A 17313-nucleotide genomic window follows, 5' to 3' on the forward strand; every position below is an offset into this window, starting at 1 on the left:
AAATAGTGACTAAAAAAACGAAATAGGGGTGAAAAATATGGGATTAGGTTCAATGTTATTTCCATTAGTAATTATCGGTGGTATGATGTTTTTCATGACACGTTCACAAAAGAAACAACAAAATCAACGTCAAGAATTACTAAATAGCATGAAAACAGGAGACGACATCGTAACAATCGGTGGCTTATACGGAGTTGTTCATGAAGTAAATGCTGACAAAGGAACAGTTATTATTGATTGTGAAGGCATCTATTTAGAATTTGAGCGTAACGCAATTAAAACAGTGAAACCTGGAACAGCTGCACCAGTTGTTGAAGAAGTAGCTGAAGTAATTGAAGCTGAAGAAATAATCGAAGCAGAAGAAGAAAAAGAAAATCAATAAGATTTTCTTTTTTTATTATATAAAGGTGTTATCATGAGCAAAAAAATAAGTATGACGACTAATTGGTTGATAAAAGGAACCATAAAAGAGCAAGTCAAAAGTTTACTTAAATCTGGCTACACAGAAGTAACTGAAAAAGACATGTTAGATTATTTAGTCAACTTTCGTTGGAAAAGAAAACAGCCAGAAACTATTCAAGAAATGAAGGAAGACATAAAAAAAATTACTGCCAATGACTATTTTGATTATCAACAATTAAAAGCAGTCACTAAAGTAGGTTTTGACGATTTAGATCATTTACTTTAATCATTAAGAGAACGAAAAATTAGGAAAAAGCTAATTTTTTGTTCTTTTTTTGTTTTATAATTTGTGAAAATACCGATAAAAATAAGGTGAAAACTATTAATTTATGTCTTTAAAAGACCATAAAAACTTTGAATATAGCTTTTTTAAATAAAAAACCGCTTACAATTTAATAATAGTGAAAAAAATCACAATAACCTATTTACAAGCGGTAAAATATGTTGTATATTATGTTTGTGAATAACATAACAAATTATTTCAGGAGGCTATCATGGTTAAAACAAAAGATAAAAAAGAAGAAAAACAAGTAAACAGTGTGGCACAAGTAATTGATGAGTTAGTTGTTAAAGGTAACGTGGCGTTAGCAGAAATGAAAAAATTCGATCAAGAAAAAGTAGACCATATCGTACATCAAATGGCAATGGCAGCTTTGAATCAACACATGCCTTTAGCGAAAATGGCAGTTGAAGAAACTGGTCGTGGTATTTATGAAGATAAAGCTATTAAAAATATGTTTGCTTCAGAAAGTATTTGGAACAATATTAAAAATGACAAAACAGTAGGCGTGATTAGTGAAGACAGTGTTAAACAAATTATTGAAATTGCAGACCCAGTAGGTGTTGTTTGTGGAGTGACACCAACAACAAACCCAACATCAACAACAATCTTTAAAGCAATGATTTCAATTAAAACTCGTAACCCAATTATTTTTGCTTTCCATCCGAGTGCACAAAAATGTTCAGCAGAAGCAGCACGTGTGGTACGTGACGCAGCTATTGCAGCAGGAGCTCCAGAAAACTGTGTTCAATGGATTGAGGAACCATCTCTTGAAGCAACAAATGGTTTAATGAATCATGAAGGTGTTGCAATTGTACTAGCAACAGGTGGAGCTGGAATGGTTAAAGCAGCTTATTCAACTGGTAAACCAGCACTTGGTGTAGGACCTGGTAATACACCATCTTATATTGAAAAATCAGCTCAAATTAAACGTGCTGTAAATGACTTAATTGTTTCAAAATCATTTGATAATGGAATGATTTGTGCATCAGAACAAGCAGTAATTGTTGATAAAGAAGTTTATGAAGAAGTAAAAGCTGAGTTTGAAGCTCATCAAGTTTACTTTGTAAAACCAAATGAATTATCAAAATTAGAAAAAACAGTTATGAACGAAACAAAAACAGCGGTAAATGCTAATATTGTAGGTCATTCAGCTGTATCAATTGCAAAAGATGCAGGTATTAAAGTACCAGAAGGAACTAAAATTCTAATTGCTGAATTAGAAGGAGCTGGAGCAGAGTACCCATTATCACGTGAAAAATTATCTCCAGTCTTAGCAATGATGAAAGCAGATAATCGTGAACATGGTTTAGAATTATGTGAGCAAATGTTAAAACTTGGTGGAGAAGGACATACTGCCGTTTTACATTCAGAAGATGAAGAGTTACATGTAGAATTTGGTTTAAGAATGAATGCTTGTCGTATCTTAATTAACTCACCAGCAGCTCAAGGTGGTATTGGTGATATTTATAACGATATGATTCCTTCATTAACATTAGGTTGTGGATCTTACGGTAAAAACTCAGTATCTAAGAACGTTACAGCAATCAACTTAATTAATACGAAAACAGTAACAAAAAGGAGAAAAAACATGCAATGGTTTAAACTTCCTGAAAAAATCTATTTTGAGTTAAATTCTATTCAATATTTACAAAAAATGGAAAACTTAGAACGCGTCTTTATCGTTTGTGACCCAGGTATGGTTAAATTTGGATACGCACAAAAAGTAATTGATGAATTAAACAAACGCAATAACAAAGTAAGTTATGAAATCTTCTCTGATGTTGAACCAAACCCTTCAACAAACACAGTTTATGCTGGAACAGAAAGAATTGCTAAATTTGAACCTGATACAATCATTGCTATTGGTGGTGGTTCAGCTATTGATGCTGCTAAAGGTATGTGGTTATTCTATGAACATCCAGATACAGAATTCTTTGGTGCTAAACAAAAATTCTTAGATATTCGTAAACGTACTTACAAAATTGAAGCAGCTAAAAAATCTCAAATGGTATGTATCCCAACAACATCTGGTACAGGTGCTGAAGTAACACCATTTGCAGTAATTACTGATAGTGAAACACACGTGAAATACCCATTAGCAGACTATGCTTTAACACCAGATGTGGCTATTATTGACCCACAATTTGTAATGAGTGTGCCAGCTTCAGTAACTGCTGATACAGGTATGGACGTATTAACACATGCTATTGAGTCTTATGTATCTGTTATGGCAAGTGATTATACAAGAGGTCTAAGCTTACAAGCGATTAAATTAGTTTTTGATTACTTAGAAGATTCAGTGAAAAATCCTAACTTAGAAAACAGAGAAAAAATGCATAATGCATCAACTATGGCAGGTATGGCCTTTGCCAATGCATTCTTAGGAATTTGTCACTCAATCGCTCATAAAATCGGTGGAGAATACAACATTCCACATGGTAGAACAAATGCGATTCTTTTACCACACATTGTTAGATACAATGCAAAAGATCCATCAAAACATGCTTTATTCCCTAAATATGATTTCTTTAGAGCTGATACTGACTATGCAGACATTGCTCGTTTCTTAGGACTTAAAGGTAATACAACTGAAGAATTAGTTGAAGCGTTAGCAACAGCTATTTACGATTTAGGAACACGCGTTGGCATCGAAATGAACTTAGAAGCACAAGGAGTTACTCAAAAAGTATTAGACGAAACTTCTTACCGTATGGCAGAACTTGCTTATGAAGACCAATGTACAACTGCTAACCCTAAAGAACCATTAATTAGTGAATTACAACAAATCATTGTTGATTCATTTAAAGGTTAAACATAGAAATAAAAAAAGATTAACTCTTCTGAGTTAGTCTTTTTTTACTTCTTAGGAAATTGTTAATTTTACTAGTTGATTTCTAGCGATTTAGTCAAAATGATGATAGAATGGAGGTTATGTATACGTTAAAAACAAAGATTTCTTTGAGGTGGAAAAGTGAAAAAATTTAATTCAAGTCGAAATATTATTATCGCACTATCGATTGTCATTTTAATCGTATTAGTGATTAGTTTCAGTGCTAAGCAAAGAGATGACAAAAAGCAAAGTTTACCAGGGCAATCAGAGGTAAATAGTGTAGTAGCAACGATTGATAACGTAGTAAAAGCTCCTTTTAGAGGAATTGAAAATATGGTGAAATCTGTAAATAATCTATTTAATACCTACTCTGAAAATGACAGCTTAAAGAAAAAAGTGGATCATAATGCTTCTCTTGAAGCAGAGCTAGAAATATTAAAATCAGAAAATGAACAATTAAAAGAGCAAATGAATTTAAATGAAACATTAGTTAATTATGAGTTAGTTAATGCAAGTGTTATTAACCGCTCACCAGATAGCTGGCAAGATGTTTTAATAATAAACAAAGGTAAAAAAGACGGTATTGAGGTTAATATGGCTGTTATGGGAAATAAAGGCTTGATTGGACGTGTTATTATTGCTGAGGAAAATAGTTCTAAAGTTGAATTATTAACAACTGTTAATCAAACAACCAATCATTTTCCAGTTATGGTTAAAGGAACTAAGGGTGATATGGTTTATGGTCTAATGGAAGCTTATAACAATAAAACTCATACTTTAGTTGTTTCCCAATTAACTTCGACTGATGAAATTGAAGTGGGTAGTTTAGTAACAACTTCTGGTTTAGGCAATAACTCACCAAAAGGTCTGTTGATTGGTGAAGTCAAAGAAGTTAAAAAGAATAAAACAGGTTTAACAAATGAAGTGATGATTACACCATTAGCTGATATGTATGATGTAAACCATGTGACAGTTGTTAAACGATTGGCAGGTAGTACAGAATGACCGTAAAAAGAAAGAAATTATCGTATGGGTTGCCATTTATTTTATTTTTTATGATGTTAATAGATGGTCATATTAGTAGCGCTATTCTAGGAATATTTTCAGTACCTATGGATTTTACAAGTAACTTACTTTTGTTATTTTTAATGTTTGCAACCTTTCAAATGGAAAAGAATTATTTAGTTATTTTTTCAGGTGTAATAGGGTTATTATATGATTCTTATTTTTACAATGTAATCGGAATTAATTTAATTCTATTACCTTTAATTGTTTTAGTGATGTATGCTTTATTTGAGCATGTTTATCCAAATACGTTTACACTGATTATGAGTTTTATTGTTTTTGTGACAACTTTATCAGTGGGAAGAGTGTTGATGTTAACTATCTTTAAGTTAACTCATACAACTATTCTTGATTTTTTTGCTAGAACATTAGCACCGACACTTCTTGTTAATATTATTTTAATTTCAGTGTTAGTTATTCCTTTAAAACGGATGTTTAATGTAGGGAAATAGATGTTATTTATTTTTGAAACATGTTTGTAACATTCTCATTATATGATTGACATCTGCTTATGCTACAATTCATTTATCGTTAAATTACATGAGAAAAAATGAAAAAATATTTGGGGGACTAACACATTGAAAAAGAAGATTTTATCTACATTATTAATTAGTAGTCTTATGCTATCAGCAACAGCATTGCCATTAGTAGTAAGTGCTGATACAGTCGATTCAAAAATTGAGTCTCAAGATAAAAAAATTGCTGACTTAAAAAATAAAGAAAATTCTGCAACATCAACATTAGCATCAATTCAAGGAAACATTTCATCTATTCAAGAACAAGCTTCAGCTTTACAAGCTAAGCAAGGTGAATTAAATGAAACAATTGGAACTTTAAACGAAGAAGTTAAAGCTTTAGAAGCTCGTATTGAAAAACGCGACGCTTCAATTAAAGAGCAAGCTCGTTCGGTTCAAGTAGAATCAAGTAACTCTAACGTTGTTGACTTAGTATTAAATGCTGAATCTGTTTCAGATGCTTTAACTAAAGTTATGGCAGCTTCAAAATTAGTAAATGCTAACAACGACATGATGACTCAACAAAAAGAAGATAAAGAAGCTGTTGAAGCTAAAAAGAACGAAACAGAAGAAAAAATTGCTGAAGTTCAAACAACAGCAGTTGAATTAGAAAAGAAAAAAGGCGAGTTAGTTGACCAAGAGTTAGCTCAACAAGCTACTGTAAATGCTATTGCTGCTGAAAAAGAAACAGAGCAAGGTAAAAAAGATCAATATTTAGCTGAGCAAGCTGCTGCAGAAGCACAACGTGAAGCTGCTAGAAAAGCCGCTGAAGAAGCAGCTAAACAAGCAGAAGCAATCGCTAAAGAAGAAGCAGCTAATCCTGCTCCAACTGAAAATGTAACACCAGTTGAACCAACAACACCAACTGAAAATAACAATAATAACAACGGTGGTGGACAAGTAGTAACACCTCCAACAAACAATAACAATGGTGGCGGACAAACAACACCAACACCAAAACCAGATCCGGTACAACCAGAAACGCCTACACCAGCACCTAGTGATGCGTCAGCAGTTATAGCTGAAGCTTACAAACATATTGGTAAACCATATGTATGGGGAGCTAAAGGACCAGACTCATTTGACTGTTCTGGATTTACTTCTTATGTTTACCGTCAAGCTCAAGGTAGAGAAATTGGTGGATGGACAGTACCTCAAGAGAGTGCTGGAACAACAATTTCACTTAGCCAATTAGCACCTGGAGATTTAGTATTCTGGGGATCACATGGAGCAACTTACCATGTTGGTATCTACGTTGGTGGCGGACAATATATCCACGCACCAGCACCTGGTCAAAATGTAACTGTTCAAAGCATTTCTGGATGGTCACCTGACTTTGGAGTACGTATGTAATTAAGATTTTTCAAAAAGACTGCTCAATTATGAGTAGTCTTTTTTTATAAAGTAATGATTAGTTTTAAGGAATGAAAAAATATGATAAAGAAATTAAGAGAAATCAAAAATGTTTCAGTGGTATTAGCTTCTAAGTAAAAAATAAAAACTTAGGAGCGATAAAAATGGAAAAAGAAATATATAATAATTGGTCAGATACAAAATACATAAAAGATATTATTACAAATCCTTTAATCACAGCTGGTAATAAATCTTATTACTCTGGATTCTATAGCAACTATTCATTTGAAAATGGTTGTGTTAGATATTTATGGGGCGATGAAACGACAGTTGATTTCTTTAATCCAAAAGAACAATTTGGATGGGAATTAGATCGTTTAGAGATTGGTAACTATGTCTGTATTGCTAGTGGTGCTACGATTTTATTAGGTGGTAATCATAATCATCGTTCGGATTGGGTAAGTGTTTATCCTTTTCCGCAGACGATTCAAAAGTCTTTTCAAAATAAAGGTGATACTATAATAAAAAGTGATGCTTGGATTGGTATGAATGCGACGATTATGCCTGGAGTAACGATTGGCGAAGGAGCAATTATTGCGGCTGAGTCAGTTGTCATAAAAAATATTGAACCTTACACAGTTGTTGCAGGTAATCCAGCTAAAAAAATAAAAAATCGTTTTACTGATGAAGAGATAAATCTACTTCTTGAGTTAAGATGGTTTAATTGGTCTGATGAAGAAGTAGAAAAAGCGATACCTTTAATTATGAGCCAGAATATTAAAGGTTTATATGATTATTATTTAAAACATATTAAATAAAAAAAGGACAGGAAACTTGTTGAAAAAGTTTCCTGTCCTTTTGTATTTTTAGATGTAAGATTCAGTGATTGTTAAGAATTCTTCAACATCTTTTTTAATAATGTTGATACCATCTTGCCAGAAATCAGGTTTTGTTAAATCGATACCTAAATGTTTTTTAGCAAGTTCTTCTGTTGTCATTGAAGCAGTATCTTGTAATAAAGCAATATACTCATCTTCAAATGAAGCACCTTGTTTTTGAGCATGAGCGTAAATTCCTAAACTGAATAGGTACCCAAATGTATAAGGGAAGTTATAAAATGGTACATCATCAATAAAGAAGTGTAATTTACTTGCCCAGAAATGAGGATGATATGAACCTAATGAGTCACAGTATGATTCTTTTTGAGCTGCTAACATTAATTCAGTGATTTCTTCATCTGTTAAGACGTTTTCTTTTCTTGCTTCATGTAAATTATTTTCAAATATAAAGCGTGTATGAATATTCATAAACATCGCAATGGCATTTTGCATTTTTACATCAATTAAATTGATTTTTTCTTCATTAGTAGTTGCTTGTTTGAGTGTAGCGTCAGCAACAATTAATTCTGCAAAGGTACTTGCTGTTTCAGCAACGTTCATTGCGTAGTCTTGGCTCATTGCCGGTAAGTCCCACATAACGTGTGAATGATAAGCGTGTCCCAGCTCATGTGCTAATGTTGATACTTCATTAATTGACTCACCGTAAGTCATGAAAATACGTGATTCTTTATTCTCAGGTAAGCTAGTGCAATATCCACCAGGTCTTTTTCCAGGACGATCTTCTGCTTCAATCCAACTTTTTTCAAAAGCCATTTGAGCAAAGTCAGCCATTTTAGGACTGAAGTTACGGAAGTTTTCAACAATGAAGTCAGCCGCTTCATCAAAGGTATAACGTTTTTCTTTAAAGTCACCTAAAATAATGGGTGCATCTTGGTCTTGCCATTCCATTTTTTCTTTTCCAAATAATTTTGCTTTACGTTCTAGGAAATCTACAAATGGTTGTTTGTTATCAGAAATAGCTCCCCACATAGCATTTAGTGTTTCTTCTTTCATGCGGTTATATTCTAATGGGATTTGTAAATGATTCGTAATGCCATGTAGTTTATTAGCTGTTAAACGGAAACCATCTAAATGGTTAAGTGTATCAGCAAAAAGTGGTGCTTTTTCTGACCAAGCTTGTTCCCATTTTTCGAATAATTCAGCACGAACGTTACTATCAGCGTCACCAGTCATTTTATTGAAAGCTTGACCTGCTGAAAGGTGAACTTCTGTCCCATCTTTTTCAGTGAAGGGAATGCTGATTTGAGAAACTAATGTATCATAGTGAGTACTCCAAGCATTAAATCCATCAGTTGATAGTTGGTTAATGATGTTTTCTTCGTTTTCGCTAAGTAGTCGTTTACCTTGCTCACGAGTTTCATTTAAAATAAACATAACACCTTGTCTTTGAGTTGTTTGTGCTTCTTTTAAATGATTCCAAGAAGCTTCTGACATGCTAGTTAACTTTTTAGTGAAGATAACATTAGCATTTTCAAAGTCAGTTGATTTAGAGTAAAGGCTAGCTAACATTGTCCCTGCTTTTTTATTGTTGACATCAGCTGATTGAATAGCATTTACAAAACTAATTGTTTGGCCAAAACCATTGCTAACTAATTCTTGTAAAGCTAAAATAGAATCTAAAAATAAAAAGTCAGGTGTATCTCTTTCTGTATCCCATTTTCCTACTAGTCTTGCGTAGTCTTTAATTTGATCATCTAATAAAATTAATCGCGCGCTTAATTCAGTTGAATCAATGCCGCCTTCAAATAATGAATCTAAGTCCCATGTAATTGCGTATTTCATAAATTATAAAGCTCCCTTCATTTATTATTTCTATTATACACTAACTTGTTTTATTAAAAAATAATTTGATAAATTATAGGAGACAAGGTACGATAAATAGGATTAAGGAGTGAGTGTATGAATAAACAATTTAAAAATGGAAATGCCTATTTAGTGATTGCTTTAATCATGATGGCAATTTTATTTTATAGTTCTTCCCAAACCTATGAACAACAAACAACTATTCCACTTTTAGAGAAAATGTTAAAGAATGAACCCTTTAAAAATAGTTTATCTAATGTTTCTTTTACCTATGCAGGTTCTCCTGTAAGTATTGAGACAAGTGGTTATTTTAAATTTGTAGAATTTTTTATTAGAAAATTAGCCCACTTTGGTACTTATTTTGTTTTAGGTGGTAGTTTGTTTTTAGGTATTAATCCACGTATGCAACACTTAGGGATTTCTTTTGGAGTTGCTTGGTTAAGTGCTACTGGTTATGCTGCGTTAGATGAGTTCCATCAAATGATGACTGGTGGCAGAAGCCCGTTATTTGAGGATGTTATATTAGATAGTAGTGGTGCTATTTTGGCTTGTACTATTTTAGTTATTTATTATTTATTAGCCCATCGCAAAAAAGGGGCTAAAAAACGAAGTTAATAGGTGGAAACTATGATAAACTAGCTTTGTAAAGTAAATTGATGAAAGAAGGGATCTTGAATGGCAGGACATTCGAAGTGGAATAACATTAAACAAAGAAAAGGTGCTCAGGATGCTAAACGTGGTAAAATTTTTCAAAAACTATCTCGTGAAATCTATATGGCAGCTAAAAGTGGTGGCCCTGATCCAGCATCAAATCCTTCTCTTAGATTAGTTTTAGATAAAGCTAAAGCAGCTAATATGCCAAATGATAATGTGCAACGTGCGATTAAAAAAGCAACCTCAGCAGGTGAAGGTGACAACTATGATGAAGTTGTTTATGAAGGTTATGGACCAGCTGGTGTGGCAATTTTAGTTCATGCTTTAACAGATAATAAAAATAGAACAGCAACAAATGTCCGTGTGGCGATTAATAAAAATGGTGGTTCTTTAGGTGAAACAGGTTCAGTAGCGTATATGTTTGACCGTAAAGGTTATATTGCCATTGTTCGCGAGGGACTTGATGTGGATGAAGATACAATGCTTATGAGTGTTTTAGAAGCAGGTGGTGAGGAACTTGAAGCAAGTGAAGAGGTTTTTGAAATCTACACAGATGCAAGTGACTTTGCCGATGTGCGTGATGCTCTAGAAAAAGAAGGCTACGTGTTAGCTCAAGCTGAGTTAACAATGGTACCACAAATGGTAACTGATTTATCAGAAGAACATCAAGCTATTTTAGAAACAATTGTAGATGCTTTAGAAGATGATGATGATGTGTCAGATGTGTATACGTCAGCTAATATGTAAATAAATAAAAATAGTCGTGTAAGTTTAGAAGCTTACACGACTATTTTTGGTTTATCTAAAAGTCCATATCGTCAAAATCAAAGTCATCATCACTAGCATTGTCATATTGTCTAGGAATAAAGAAGCCTTTTGAAAGTAAAGCGTTCTCGCTAAAAGCATCATTTGGGATATATCCTTGATTTAGTAAATCAGTTATATAAAGTTTATTGTAAATAAAAATAAATACCCAGTGGGCAAGACTTGCTGTAAAGAAATCGGCAATTATCATAATTAAAAACCATTTAAAATCGCCACGAAATAAAGCAGGAAAAGAACCAAAAAAGAAAACTGTCCATGAAAAGCCAACTTTGACTTGTTTTGATTGTCTAGTTGTAGGGTTGAATAGTGTAACAAACATAAAATAACCTCCCAAATAAAGTAAATTGATTATAGCATATTGCTATAGAGAATAAAAAAAGATTTTATTTTTATCGAATATTAAGAGTAAGAGAAAGGAGTGACAAATGGAGGTAAAGAAAATAACTCAAAGTTTATTAGAAAGAGGAGTTGTTAAAAAAGCGAGTGATTTATATCTTTTTCCAGTTGCTAATAGTTACGAAATTTCTTACAGATATCATCATGAAATAGAATGTTATAAAAAAATACCAAGTGAGTTAGCAGAGAAAATCGTTTTGTATTTAAAATATTTAGCTGGGATGGATATTGCAGAAAAAAGAAAGGTTCAAGTCGGTAGTGCAACTATTCAAACTAAAACAGGGGAATTTAGAGTAAGGTTATCAAGTGTAGGGGATTATTTAAATCGTGAGACAATTGTTATCCGTTTCTTACAAAGTGCTGAAGAAACAAGAAATTATCATTATGTATTACCAAATCAGTATGAGCTGTTGAAAAAATCAGTGACTAAAAAAGGTTTATATTTGTTCTCAGGACCAACTGGAGCAGGGAAATCCACAACTATGTATGAGTTAATTAAGGAGATGTATCGAAAAAATAAAAAACAAGTGGTCACCATCGAAGATCCAGTAGAAATTGAATACCACCATTTTTTACAATTTCAAGTTAATGAAAAAATTGATTTAACTTATGATTCTTTGATTAAAGTTTGCTTGAGACATAGGCCGGATATTTTAATTATTGGAGAAATTAGAGATAAACAAACAGCGCAAATGGTTGTTAGAGCCGCTTTAACAGGTCACACAGTTTTTTCAACGATTCATGCATCAAATAAAGAAAGTGTATTACTCAGACTACTTGATTTTGGGATTCCAAAAATGGAATTAAATCAGTGTTTAAAAGGAGTTGTTTACCAAGAAATATTACAGATGAGGACTGATGGTAACTACGGTGTTTTATATGATATGTCAGTAAATGGGGTGGAGACTAATTGGCAAAGAAGTTTGGATGAAGCCTATAAAAGTAAACGTATTTCAAAAGAAATTTATGATGTCTACAGTTAATTCTTTTAGTAAAAAAGAAACACAAGATGTGTTATCTCTGTTAGCTGAATTACTACAAAATGGTTTTAATTTAGAGCAAAGTTTGGATTTTTTAGTTGTGATAAAACCGAAAAAGAAAAAATCAATTAAACATATAAAGCGGCGATTAATTAAGGGAAATAGTCTGTCTGAATCTTTAGGACTACTTAATTTAACTGCTTCTCAGAAGGCTCAATTAAGTTTTGCTGAAATTCACGGAGATCTTGTGAGTACTCTTTTGACGATGTCAGAGCAAATGATTGATAAAGAAAAACAAAAGCAACATTTAATTAAACTGATTAGTTATCCTATTTTGTTATTAGTTTTTTTATTTGGAGCTGTTCTTGGGATGAAGTGTTATATTCTACCTCAAATGACAGAGTTATATACACAAGATAACAACAACAATATAGGGTTATTAATTGTTAACAATAGTCCTTTAGTTATTGGTTTGTTAGTAATTCTTACCTTAATAAGTTATTTTCTAGTGAAATCCTTTTTAGCTAAAAAATCAGCAATAGAGCAGGCAAATTGGTGGAGTAGGATACCAATTGTTAATCAGTTCTATAAAGCTTATTATACTTCTCTATTTGCTTCAGAATGGGGAAGGTTATTAATTCAAGGAATGGAGTTTAGAGATGTTGTATTAATTATGACAGGTAAAAATTACACACCTTTAATGAGGGAGATGGCTCAGGGGATAGAAAAGGAAATTGAAAAAGGAATTTCTATTAATGGACCAATTAAAGAGTGGCATTTTTTAAATCCAGAATTAAGTTTAATTATTTTACAAGGAGAGGTGAAAGGGAATTTAGGTAAAGAGTTACTAATTTATGGTAGACGTGAATGGGAAGGGTTAATGAAATTAGCAGATAAAAAAATAAGATTTTTACAACCAATGATGTTTTTATTAATTGCTGTTTTAATTATCTCTGTGTATAGTGCGTTACTACTACCGATTTATAAGGGAATGGGGGATATGTATTGATAAAAAGCAACCAGAAAAAGAAGAAATATCAAGGATTTACTTTACTAGAAATGCTCATTGTACTTTTTGTAATTGCAGTGTTAATTTTATTATTTGTCCCTAATTTAGTGAAACAAACGGACAATATCAATAACCAAGGAAATCAAGCTTTAACTAAAGTGATTGAAACTCAAAGTGAAATGTATTTTATGGATAATAATAAGCGTCCTGGAAGCACAGATGATTTACTTAAAGGTGGTTATATTTCTGAAGATCAAAAAACAAAAGCTGATGAACTTGAAATAGCTGTTAAATAATGAAAGGAAATAGTGGATTTACATTACTTGAAAGCTTGATAGTGATGTTATGTATTAGTGTCTTTTTTTTAGTTCCACTAATCATGATAAAAAATTGGAAAGAGCAATTAGAAGTAACTATGTTTCTAAATAAGTTGGAAAGAGGGATTGAAAAAACACATCAAAGTGCGATTATTGAAAGTCATGGGACATCTATTAATCAAAAGCGAAATAGCAGTGAAATAATTTTTAACTATTGGCATCATCAGAAACAAATGTCGGATTATTTAAAGGTAGAATACCCGTTTGTTTTAAAAACAAATGAGACAATCGATTTCAAAAATACAACAGGTAATATATCGAAACTTCAAGTAATCAAGCTTAGAGATGAACTCAATAAAAAAGAAATTACTTACAAATTTCAAATTGGTAGTGGTAAGGTGATAAAAAGTGAGAAAAAGCTATGAAGGGTATTTATTGCTTGAGATGATGATAGCTATGACTGTTATTTTACTTAGTATTTTAATGATGATGTCATCCATTAATTTTCTTTTTTTAGATGAGAAGAAATGCCAAGAAGAGTTAGAAATGTCAATTCTTTTATATGAAATGGCTTCAGGATTGAATGTATCCTCAGATAATAAAGAAATCATCAGAAACAAAGGTAAAACATCAGGATTTGTTATTAAAGACTGGAATCAAAATCATCTTAGAATTGAGAGTGAGGAGTTATTTTTAGAGGTAAAAAAAGAGTAATAGGCTATCAAGGATTTACATTAATAGAATGTTTAGTTTCACTAGTCATATTAATGAGTGTGATGTTATTTCTACAACCTTTTTTAACATCCTTAATTAAAGTAGAAGAAAAAATAAAAACATCCGATTATTTAGAATTACAGATAGGGAAAATTCAGTTAGAAATCGAAACGAGTGGTATGGAATTTGACAAAATAGATAATAATCGATTGCTATATCAGTTTTACGATGAAGTTGAGAAAGAGGTGGTTACTGTTATTTTTGAAAAATATCAAAATATGATTCGTAAAACAACTAGTCGAACGGGCCACCAACCAATTATTACTGGTATAAAATCTGTTTTATTTACTGGCGATGATGAACTAATTCGAATGGAGGTAGTTACTCTTGAGGAAGAAAGATACAGCTATTTTTTATTTCCTAAAAAATAAGCAAGGTGGTGTGTTATTTCCAGTATTAACGATTCTATTTATGTTTACTTTACTGTTACTTTATGTAACTGATGATTATTTTTCAAGAAGAGAAATGTTAGTTAATACAAGAGATTTCTACTTAGCTAAAACAATGGAAGAAATCAGTTTATTAGAAATTAATCAACAAACCACAGAAGAAAATAAAGTCTTTACATTTAATATAGGTGAATCAACATGGGAATGGAATAAAAAAAAGAAAAACTATCTCGTTCAAACTAGTTTGAGTAACCAGTATAAACGAACGAGTATTCAAGAGTTGAGAACAAAAAGGTGAAATAATAAAGAAATTTCGCCTTTTTGTTATGCCTTTATCTTGAATTATTCGGTTTTTTTAGATAAAATAAAAAAGTGATAGATTTTTTGTTAAAGTAAACAAGAAGAGGTGGAAGTATTGTCACAAACTGATGTAGAAAAAGGCTTTCAGTTTTTTCAAGAAGCAATAGATATGTTACAAAAATCACTAGATACTTCTTTTTTCGATGCTTACATTGAAAATGGTGAGAATCTTATGGATGGTAGTAAAGTTCGTGTGATTGACGGTGTTCCATCAACAGAAGAAGTTGCTCAAATTGAAGAGCTGTATCAAAAACTATCAAGTTTGTCATTAACCCAAGAAGATAAACGAAAAATAACCCAGCTTGTGCTCCTTAAAGGTTCTAGGGAAGAAGCGCTTCAAGCTAACCACCAGCTAACGCCTGATGGCATTGGTTTTTTATTTGTCTACATTTTGGAACAATTGGCTAAAAAAGAAGAAACATTGTCTTTACTTGATGTCTCATTAGGTACTGGAAATCTTTTATACACAGTGATGAGTAATCTGAAAATCGCTGAAAGATCAACAGTTGGTTTTGGTGTCGATGTTGATGATACACTTCTAAGTGTGGCTGCTGTTAATAAAGAATGGCTAGATTTAGAGGTTGACTTATTCCGTCAAGATAGTGTAGATTCTTTATTAATCGATCCAGTAGATTTTGCAATATCAGATCTACCGATTGGCTATTATCCAAATGATGAAAAAGTGAAAGATTTTAAAGTTGCTGCTAAAGACGAGCATACTTACGCTCATCATATCCTAATGGAAAAAGCAATGACACATGTAAAAGATAATGGGTTTGGTTTGTTTTTAGTACCAAGTAATTTACTTGAAACACCACAAGCAAGTCTTTTAACTAATTGGTTTAAGGAACAGGTTTATTTACAAGCTGTCTTACAATTACCAAGTTCGTTGTTTAGCCAAAAAGGGCTTAGTAAGTCAATTTTGATTGTTCAAAATAAGGGTGAGAATTCAAAACAAGCAAAAGAAGTTCTGCTTGCTGAGTTACCTTCATTAAAAGATAATCAGTCTGTTTTAACATTTATCAATGAGTTTCGTGCTTGGCGCGAGTCTAATATTAATTAACAAAAGGGAGAAAAAGAAATCATGTCTAAAACAATTGCAATCAATGCAGGAAGTTCAAGTTTAAAATGGCAATTATACGTAATGCCAGAAGAAATAGTTATCGCTCAAGGAATCGTAGAAAGAATTGGCTTAAATGATTCAATCTTTACAATTAAACATGGAGAAGGTCAAAAATTTGAATTAGTTCAAGATATTGATAACCATGAAATTGCTATTAACATGTTATTAGAACAATTAATCGAGCTTAAAATTATTGGGTCATATGATGAAATTACAGGAGCTGGACACCGTGTTGTTGCTGGTGGAGAGCACTTTAAAGAGTCAATCGTTATTGATTCAGAAGTTTTAAAAACAATTGAAGATTTATCTGACTTTGCACCATTACATAACCCTGCTGAAGCACAAGTAGTACGTGTATTTGAAAAAGTCTTACCTCATACATTAAATGTTGCTGTATTTGATACGTCATTCCATACAACAATGCCAGCTGTAAACTATTTATACAGCATTGATACTAAATACTACGAAGAGTTTGGTGCTCGTAAATACGGAGCTCACGGAACTAGTCACCGTTATGTATCTGAAAGAGCTATTGATATGTTAGGTAAACCTGCTGAAGAAACAAAAATTATTACGTGTCACTTAGGTAATGGAGCTTCTATTACTGCTGTTGATGGTGGTAAATCTGTTGATACATCTATGGGATTCACTCCTTTAGCTGGTGTGACAATGGGAACTCGTTCAGGAGATATTGATCCTTCATTATTACAATATTTAATGGAAAAATTAGAATTAACTGATATTAAAGACATGATTAACATTTTAAATAAAGAATCAGGACTTTTAGGTTTATCAGGTGTATCAAGTGATATGCGTGACTTAGAAAATTCTGATAAAGATTCTGCTAAATTAGCATTAGAAATCTTTGCTGACCGAGTACGTAAATACATTGGTAGCTACATTTCAGTTATGAATGGTGTAGATGCAATTGTCTTTACTGCTGGTATTGGTGAAAATGACATTAACATGCGTAAAGAAATCATCAACGGCATTAGCTGGTTCGGTTGTGAAATCGACGATGAGAAAAACAATGTTCGTGGTGAAGAACGTGTGATTTCTACTGACGATTCAAAAGTTAAAGTATTATTAATTCCAACTGATGAAGAATTAATGATTGCTCGCGACGTAGAAGCTTTAAAAAAATAGACAAAAAAAACTTCTCCTAAGAAATTAGGCTCTTTGTCAAATCGGACTGATGAGTCGGATATATAAGATGATAAACTTGAGATTACTCTCAGATTTATCATCTTTTTTAGTTATTTAATTTTAATAAGGC

General features: G+C 32.2%; 20 protein-coding genes. 18 read left to right on the plus strand and 2 right to left on the minus strand.

Going from position 1 to position 17313, the window contains the following annotated elements; genetic code table 11:
• Nucleotides 1–37 precede the first annotated feature (37 nt).
• The 7 genes from yajC (at nt 38) to DFR54_RS04990 (ending at nt 7326) form a co-directional block, all read left to right on the plus strand.
• Nucleotides 38–382: a preprotein translocase subunit YajC gene (yajC, locus tag DFR54_RS04960; RefSeq protein ID WP_086341077.1), complete on the plus strand. Its 345-nt coding sequence runs from the start codon at nt 38–40 to the stop codon at nt 380–382.
• Between the two features lie 33 nt (nt 383–415).
• A complete protein-coding gene (locus DFR54_RS04965; RefSeq protein ID WP_114289172.1) occupies nt 416–688 on the plus strand; it encodes a post-transcriptional regulator in 273 nt (90 codons plus the stop codon).
• 268 nt (nt 689–956) lie between these two features.
• Nucleotides 957–3557, plus strand: coding sequence for a bifunctional acetaldehyde-CoA/alcohol dehydrogenase (gene adhE / locus DFR54_RS04970; protein WP_114289173.1), 2601 nt, complete (start codon nt 957–959; stop codon nt 3555–3557).
• 159 nt (nt 3558–3716) lie between these two features.
• Nucleotides 3717–4580, plus strand: a complete 864-nt coding sequence (gene mreC / locus DFR54_RS04975; RefSeq protein WP_086341080.1) for a rod shape-determining protein MreC — start codon at nt 3717–3719, stop codon at nt 4578–4580.
• Nucleotides 4577–5092 carry a rod shape-determining protein MreD gene (gene mreD / locus DFR54_RS04980; RefSeq protein ID WP_114289174.1) on the plus strand — a complete coding sequence of 172 codons (516 nt, stop codon included), beginning with the start codon at nt 4577–4579 and terminating at the stop codon, nt 5090–5092. The genes mreC and mreD overlap by 4 nt, the downstream gene beginning before the upstream one ends.
• Before the next feature lie 126 nt (nt 5093–5218).
• The gene (locus tag DFR54_RS04985) at nt 5219–6508 is read left to right on the plus strand and encodes a C40 family peptidase (protein WP_114289175.1); all 1290 of its coding nucleotides are present in this window, start codon (nt 5219–5221) and stop codon (nt 6506–6508) included.
• 164 nt (nt 6509–6672) lie between these two features.
• Nucleotides 6673–7326, plus strand: coding sequence for a CatB-related O-acetyltransferase (locus tag DFR54_RS04990; RefSeq protein WP_114289176.1), 654 nt, complete (start codon nt 6673–6675; stop codon nt 7324–7326).
• 48 nt (nt 7327–7374) lie between these two features.
• Here DFR54_RS04990 and DFR54_RS04995 read toward each other — a convergent pair whose 3' ends face one another.
• Nucleotides 7375–9189: a M3 family oligoendopeptidase gene (locus tag DFR54_RS04995; protein WP_114289177.1), complete on the minus strand. Its 1815-nt coding sequence runs from the start codon at nt 9187–9189 to the stop codon at nt 7375–7377.
• A 117-nt stretch (nt 9190–9306) separates the two neighbouring features.
• Between DFR54_RS04995 and DFR54_RS05000 the strand changes: the two genes are divergently transcribed.
• The gene (locus DFR54_RS05000) at nt 9307–9825 is read left to right on the plus strand and encodes a VanZ family protein (protein WP_114289178.1); all 519 of its coding nucleotides are present in this window, start codon (nt 9307–9309) and stop codon (nt 9823–9825) included.
• A gap of 60 nt (nt 9826–9885) precedes the next feature.
• Entirely contained in the window at nt 9886–10611 is a 726-nt protein-coding gene (locus DFR54_RS05005; RefSeq protein WP_086341086.1) for a YebC/PmpR family DNA-binding transcriptional regulator, read from the plus strand.
• 55 nt (nt 10612–10666) lie between these two features.
• On the opposite strand, the gene DFR54_RS05010 is transcribed toward DFR54_RS05005, so the two are convergent.
• Nucleotides 10667–11008, minus strand: coding sequence for a hypothetical protein (locus tag DFR54_RS05010; RefSeq protein WP_114289179.1), 342 nt, complete (start codon nt 11006–11008; stop codon nt 10667–10669).
• A gap of 106 nt (nt 11009–11114) precedes the next feature.
• On the opposite strand from DFR54_RS05010, the gene comGA reads away from it, so the two are divergent.
• From comGA to DFR54_RS05055, 9 genes are all read left to right on the plus strand, one after another.
• Complete coding sequence (comGA, locus tag DFR54_RS05015) at nt 11115–12068, plus strand: competence type IV pilus ATPase ComGA (RefSeq protein WP_114289180.1); 954 nt, start codon at nt 11115–11117, stop codon at nt 12066–12068.
• Nucleotides 12013–13074 (plus strand): competence type IV pilus assembly protein ComGB, encoded by a 1062-nt coding sequence (comGB, locus tag DFR54_RS05020; protein WP_170126921.1) that lies wholly within the window; start codon nt 12013–12015, stop codon nt 13072–13074. The genes comGA and comGB overlap by 56 nt, the downstream gene beginning before the upstream one ends.
• The gene (gene comGC / locus DFR54_RS05025; protein WP_277346805.1) at nt 13071–13370 is read left to right on the plus strand and encodes a competence type IV pilus major pilin ComGC; all 300 of its coding nucleotides are present in this window, start codon (nt 13071–13073) and stop codon (nt 13368–13370) included. The genes comGB and comGC overlap by 4 nt, the downstream gene beginning before the upstream one ends.
• The gene (gene comGD, locus DFR54_RS05030) at nt 13370–13816 is read left to right on the plus strand and encodes a competence type IV pilus minor pilin ComGD (RefSeq protein ID WP_114289182.1); all 447 of its coding nucleotides are present in this window, start codon (nt 13370–13372) and stop codon (nt 13814–13816) included. The genes comGC and comGD overlap by 1 nt, the downstream gene beginning before the upstream one ends.
• Nucleotides 13800–14105, plus strand: coding sequence for a hypothetical protein (locus tag DFR54_RS05035; RefSeq protein ID WP_114289183.1), 306 nt, complete (start codon nt 13800–13802; stop codon nt 14103–14105). The genes comGD and DFR54_RS05035 overlap by 17 nt, the downstream gene beginning before the upstream one ends.
• On the plus strand, nt 14105–14536 hold the full coding sequence (gene comGF, locus DFR54_RS05040; RefSeq protein WP_227259451.1) for a competence type IV pilus minor pilin ComGF: 432 nt from the start codon (nt 14105–14107) through the stop codon (nt 14534–14536). Before DFR54_RS05035 ends, comGF begins: the two co-directional genes overlap by 1 nt.
• Nucleotides 14493–14852 carry a competence type IV pilus minor pilin ComGG gene (gene comGG / locus DFR54_RS05045; RefSeq protein ID WP_114289184.1) on the plus strand — a complete coding sequence of 120 codons (360 nt, stop codon included), beginning with the start codon at nt 14493–14495 and terminating at the stop codon, nt 14850–14852. The genes comGF and comGG overlap by 44 nt, the downstream gene beginning before the upstream one ends.
• 117 nt (nt 14853–14969) lie before the next feature.
• On the plus strand, nt 14970–15977 hold the full coding sequence (locus tag DFR54_RS05050; protein ID WP_325167075.1) for a class I SAM-dependent methyltransferase: 1008 nt from the start codon (nt 14970–14972) through the stop codon (nt 15975–15977).
• A gap of 21 nt (nt 15978–15998) precedes the next feature.
• Nucleotides 15999–17183, plus strand: a complete 1185-nt coding sequence (locus DFR54_RS05055; RefSeq protein WP_114289185.1) for an acetate/propionate family kinase — start codon at nt 15999–16001, stop codon at nt 17181–17183.
• The last annotated feature ends 130 nt before the right edge of the window (nt 17184–17313 follow it).

The sequence above is a fragment of the Vagococcus fluvialis genome, assembly GCF_003337315.1.
GTDB classification, from domain to species: domain Bacteria; phylum Bacillota; class Bacilli; order Lactobacillales; family Vagococcaceae; genus Vagococcus; species Vagococcus fluvialis.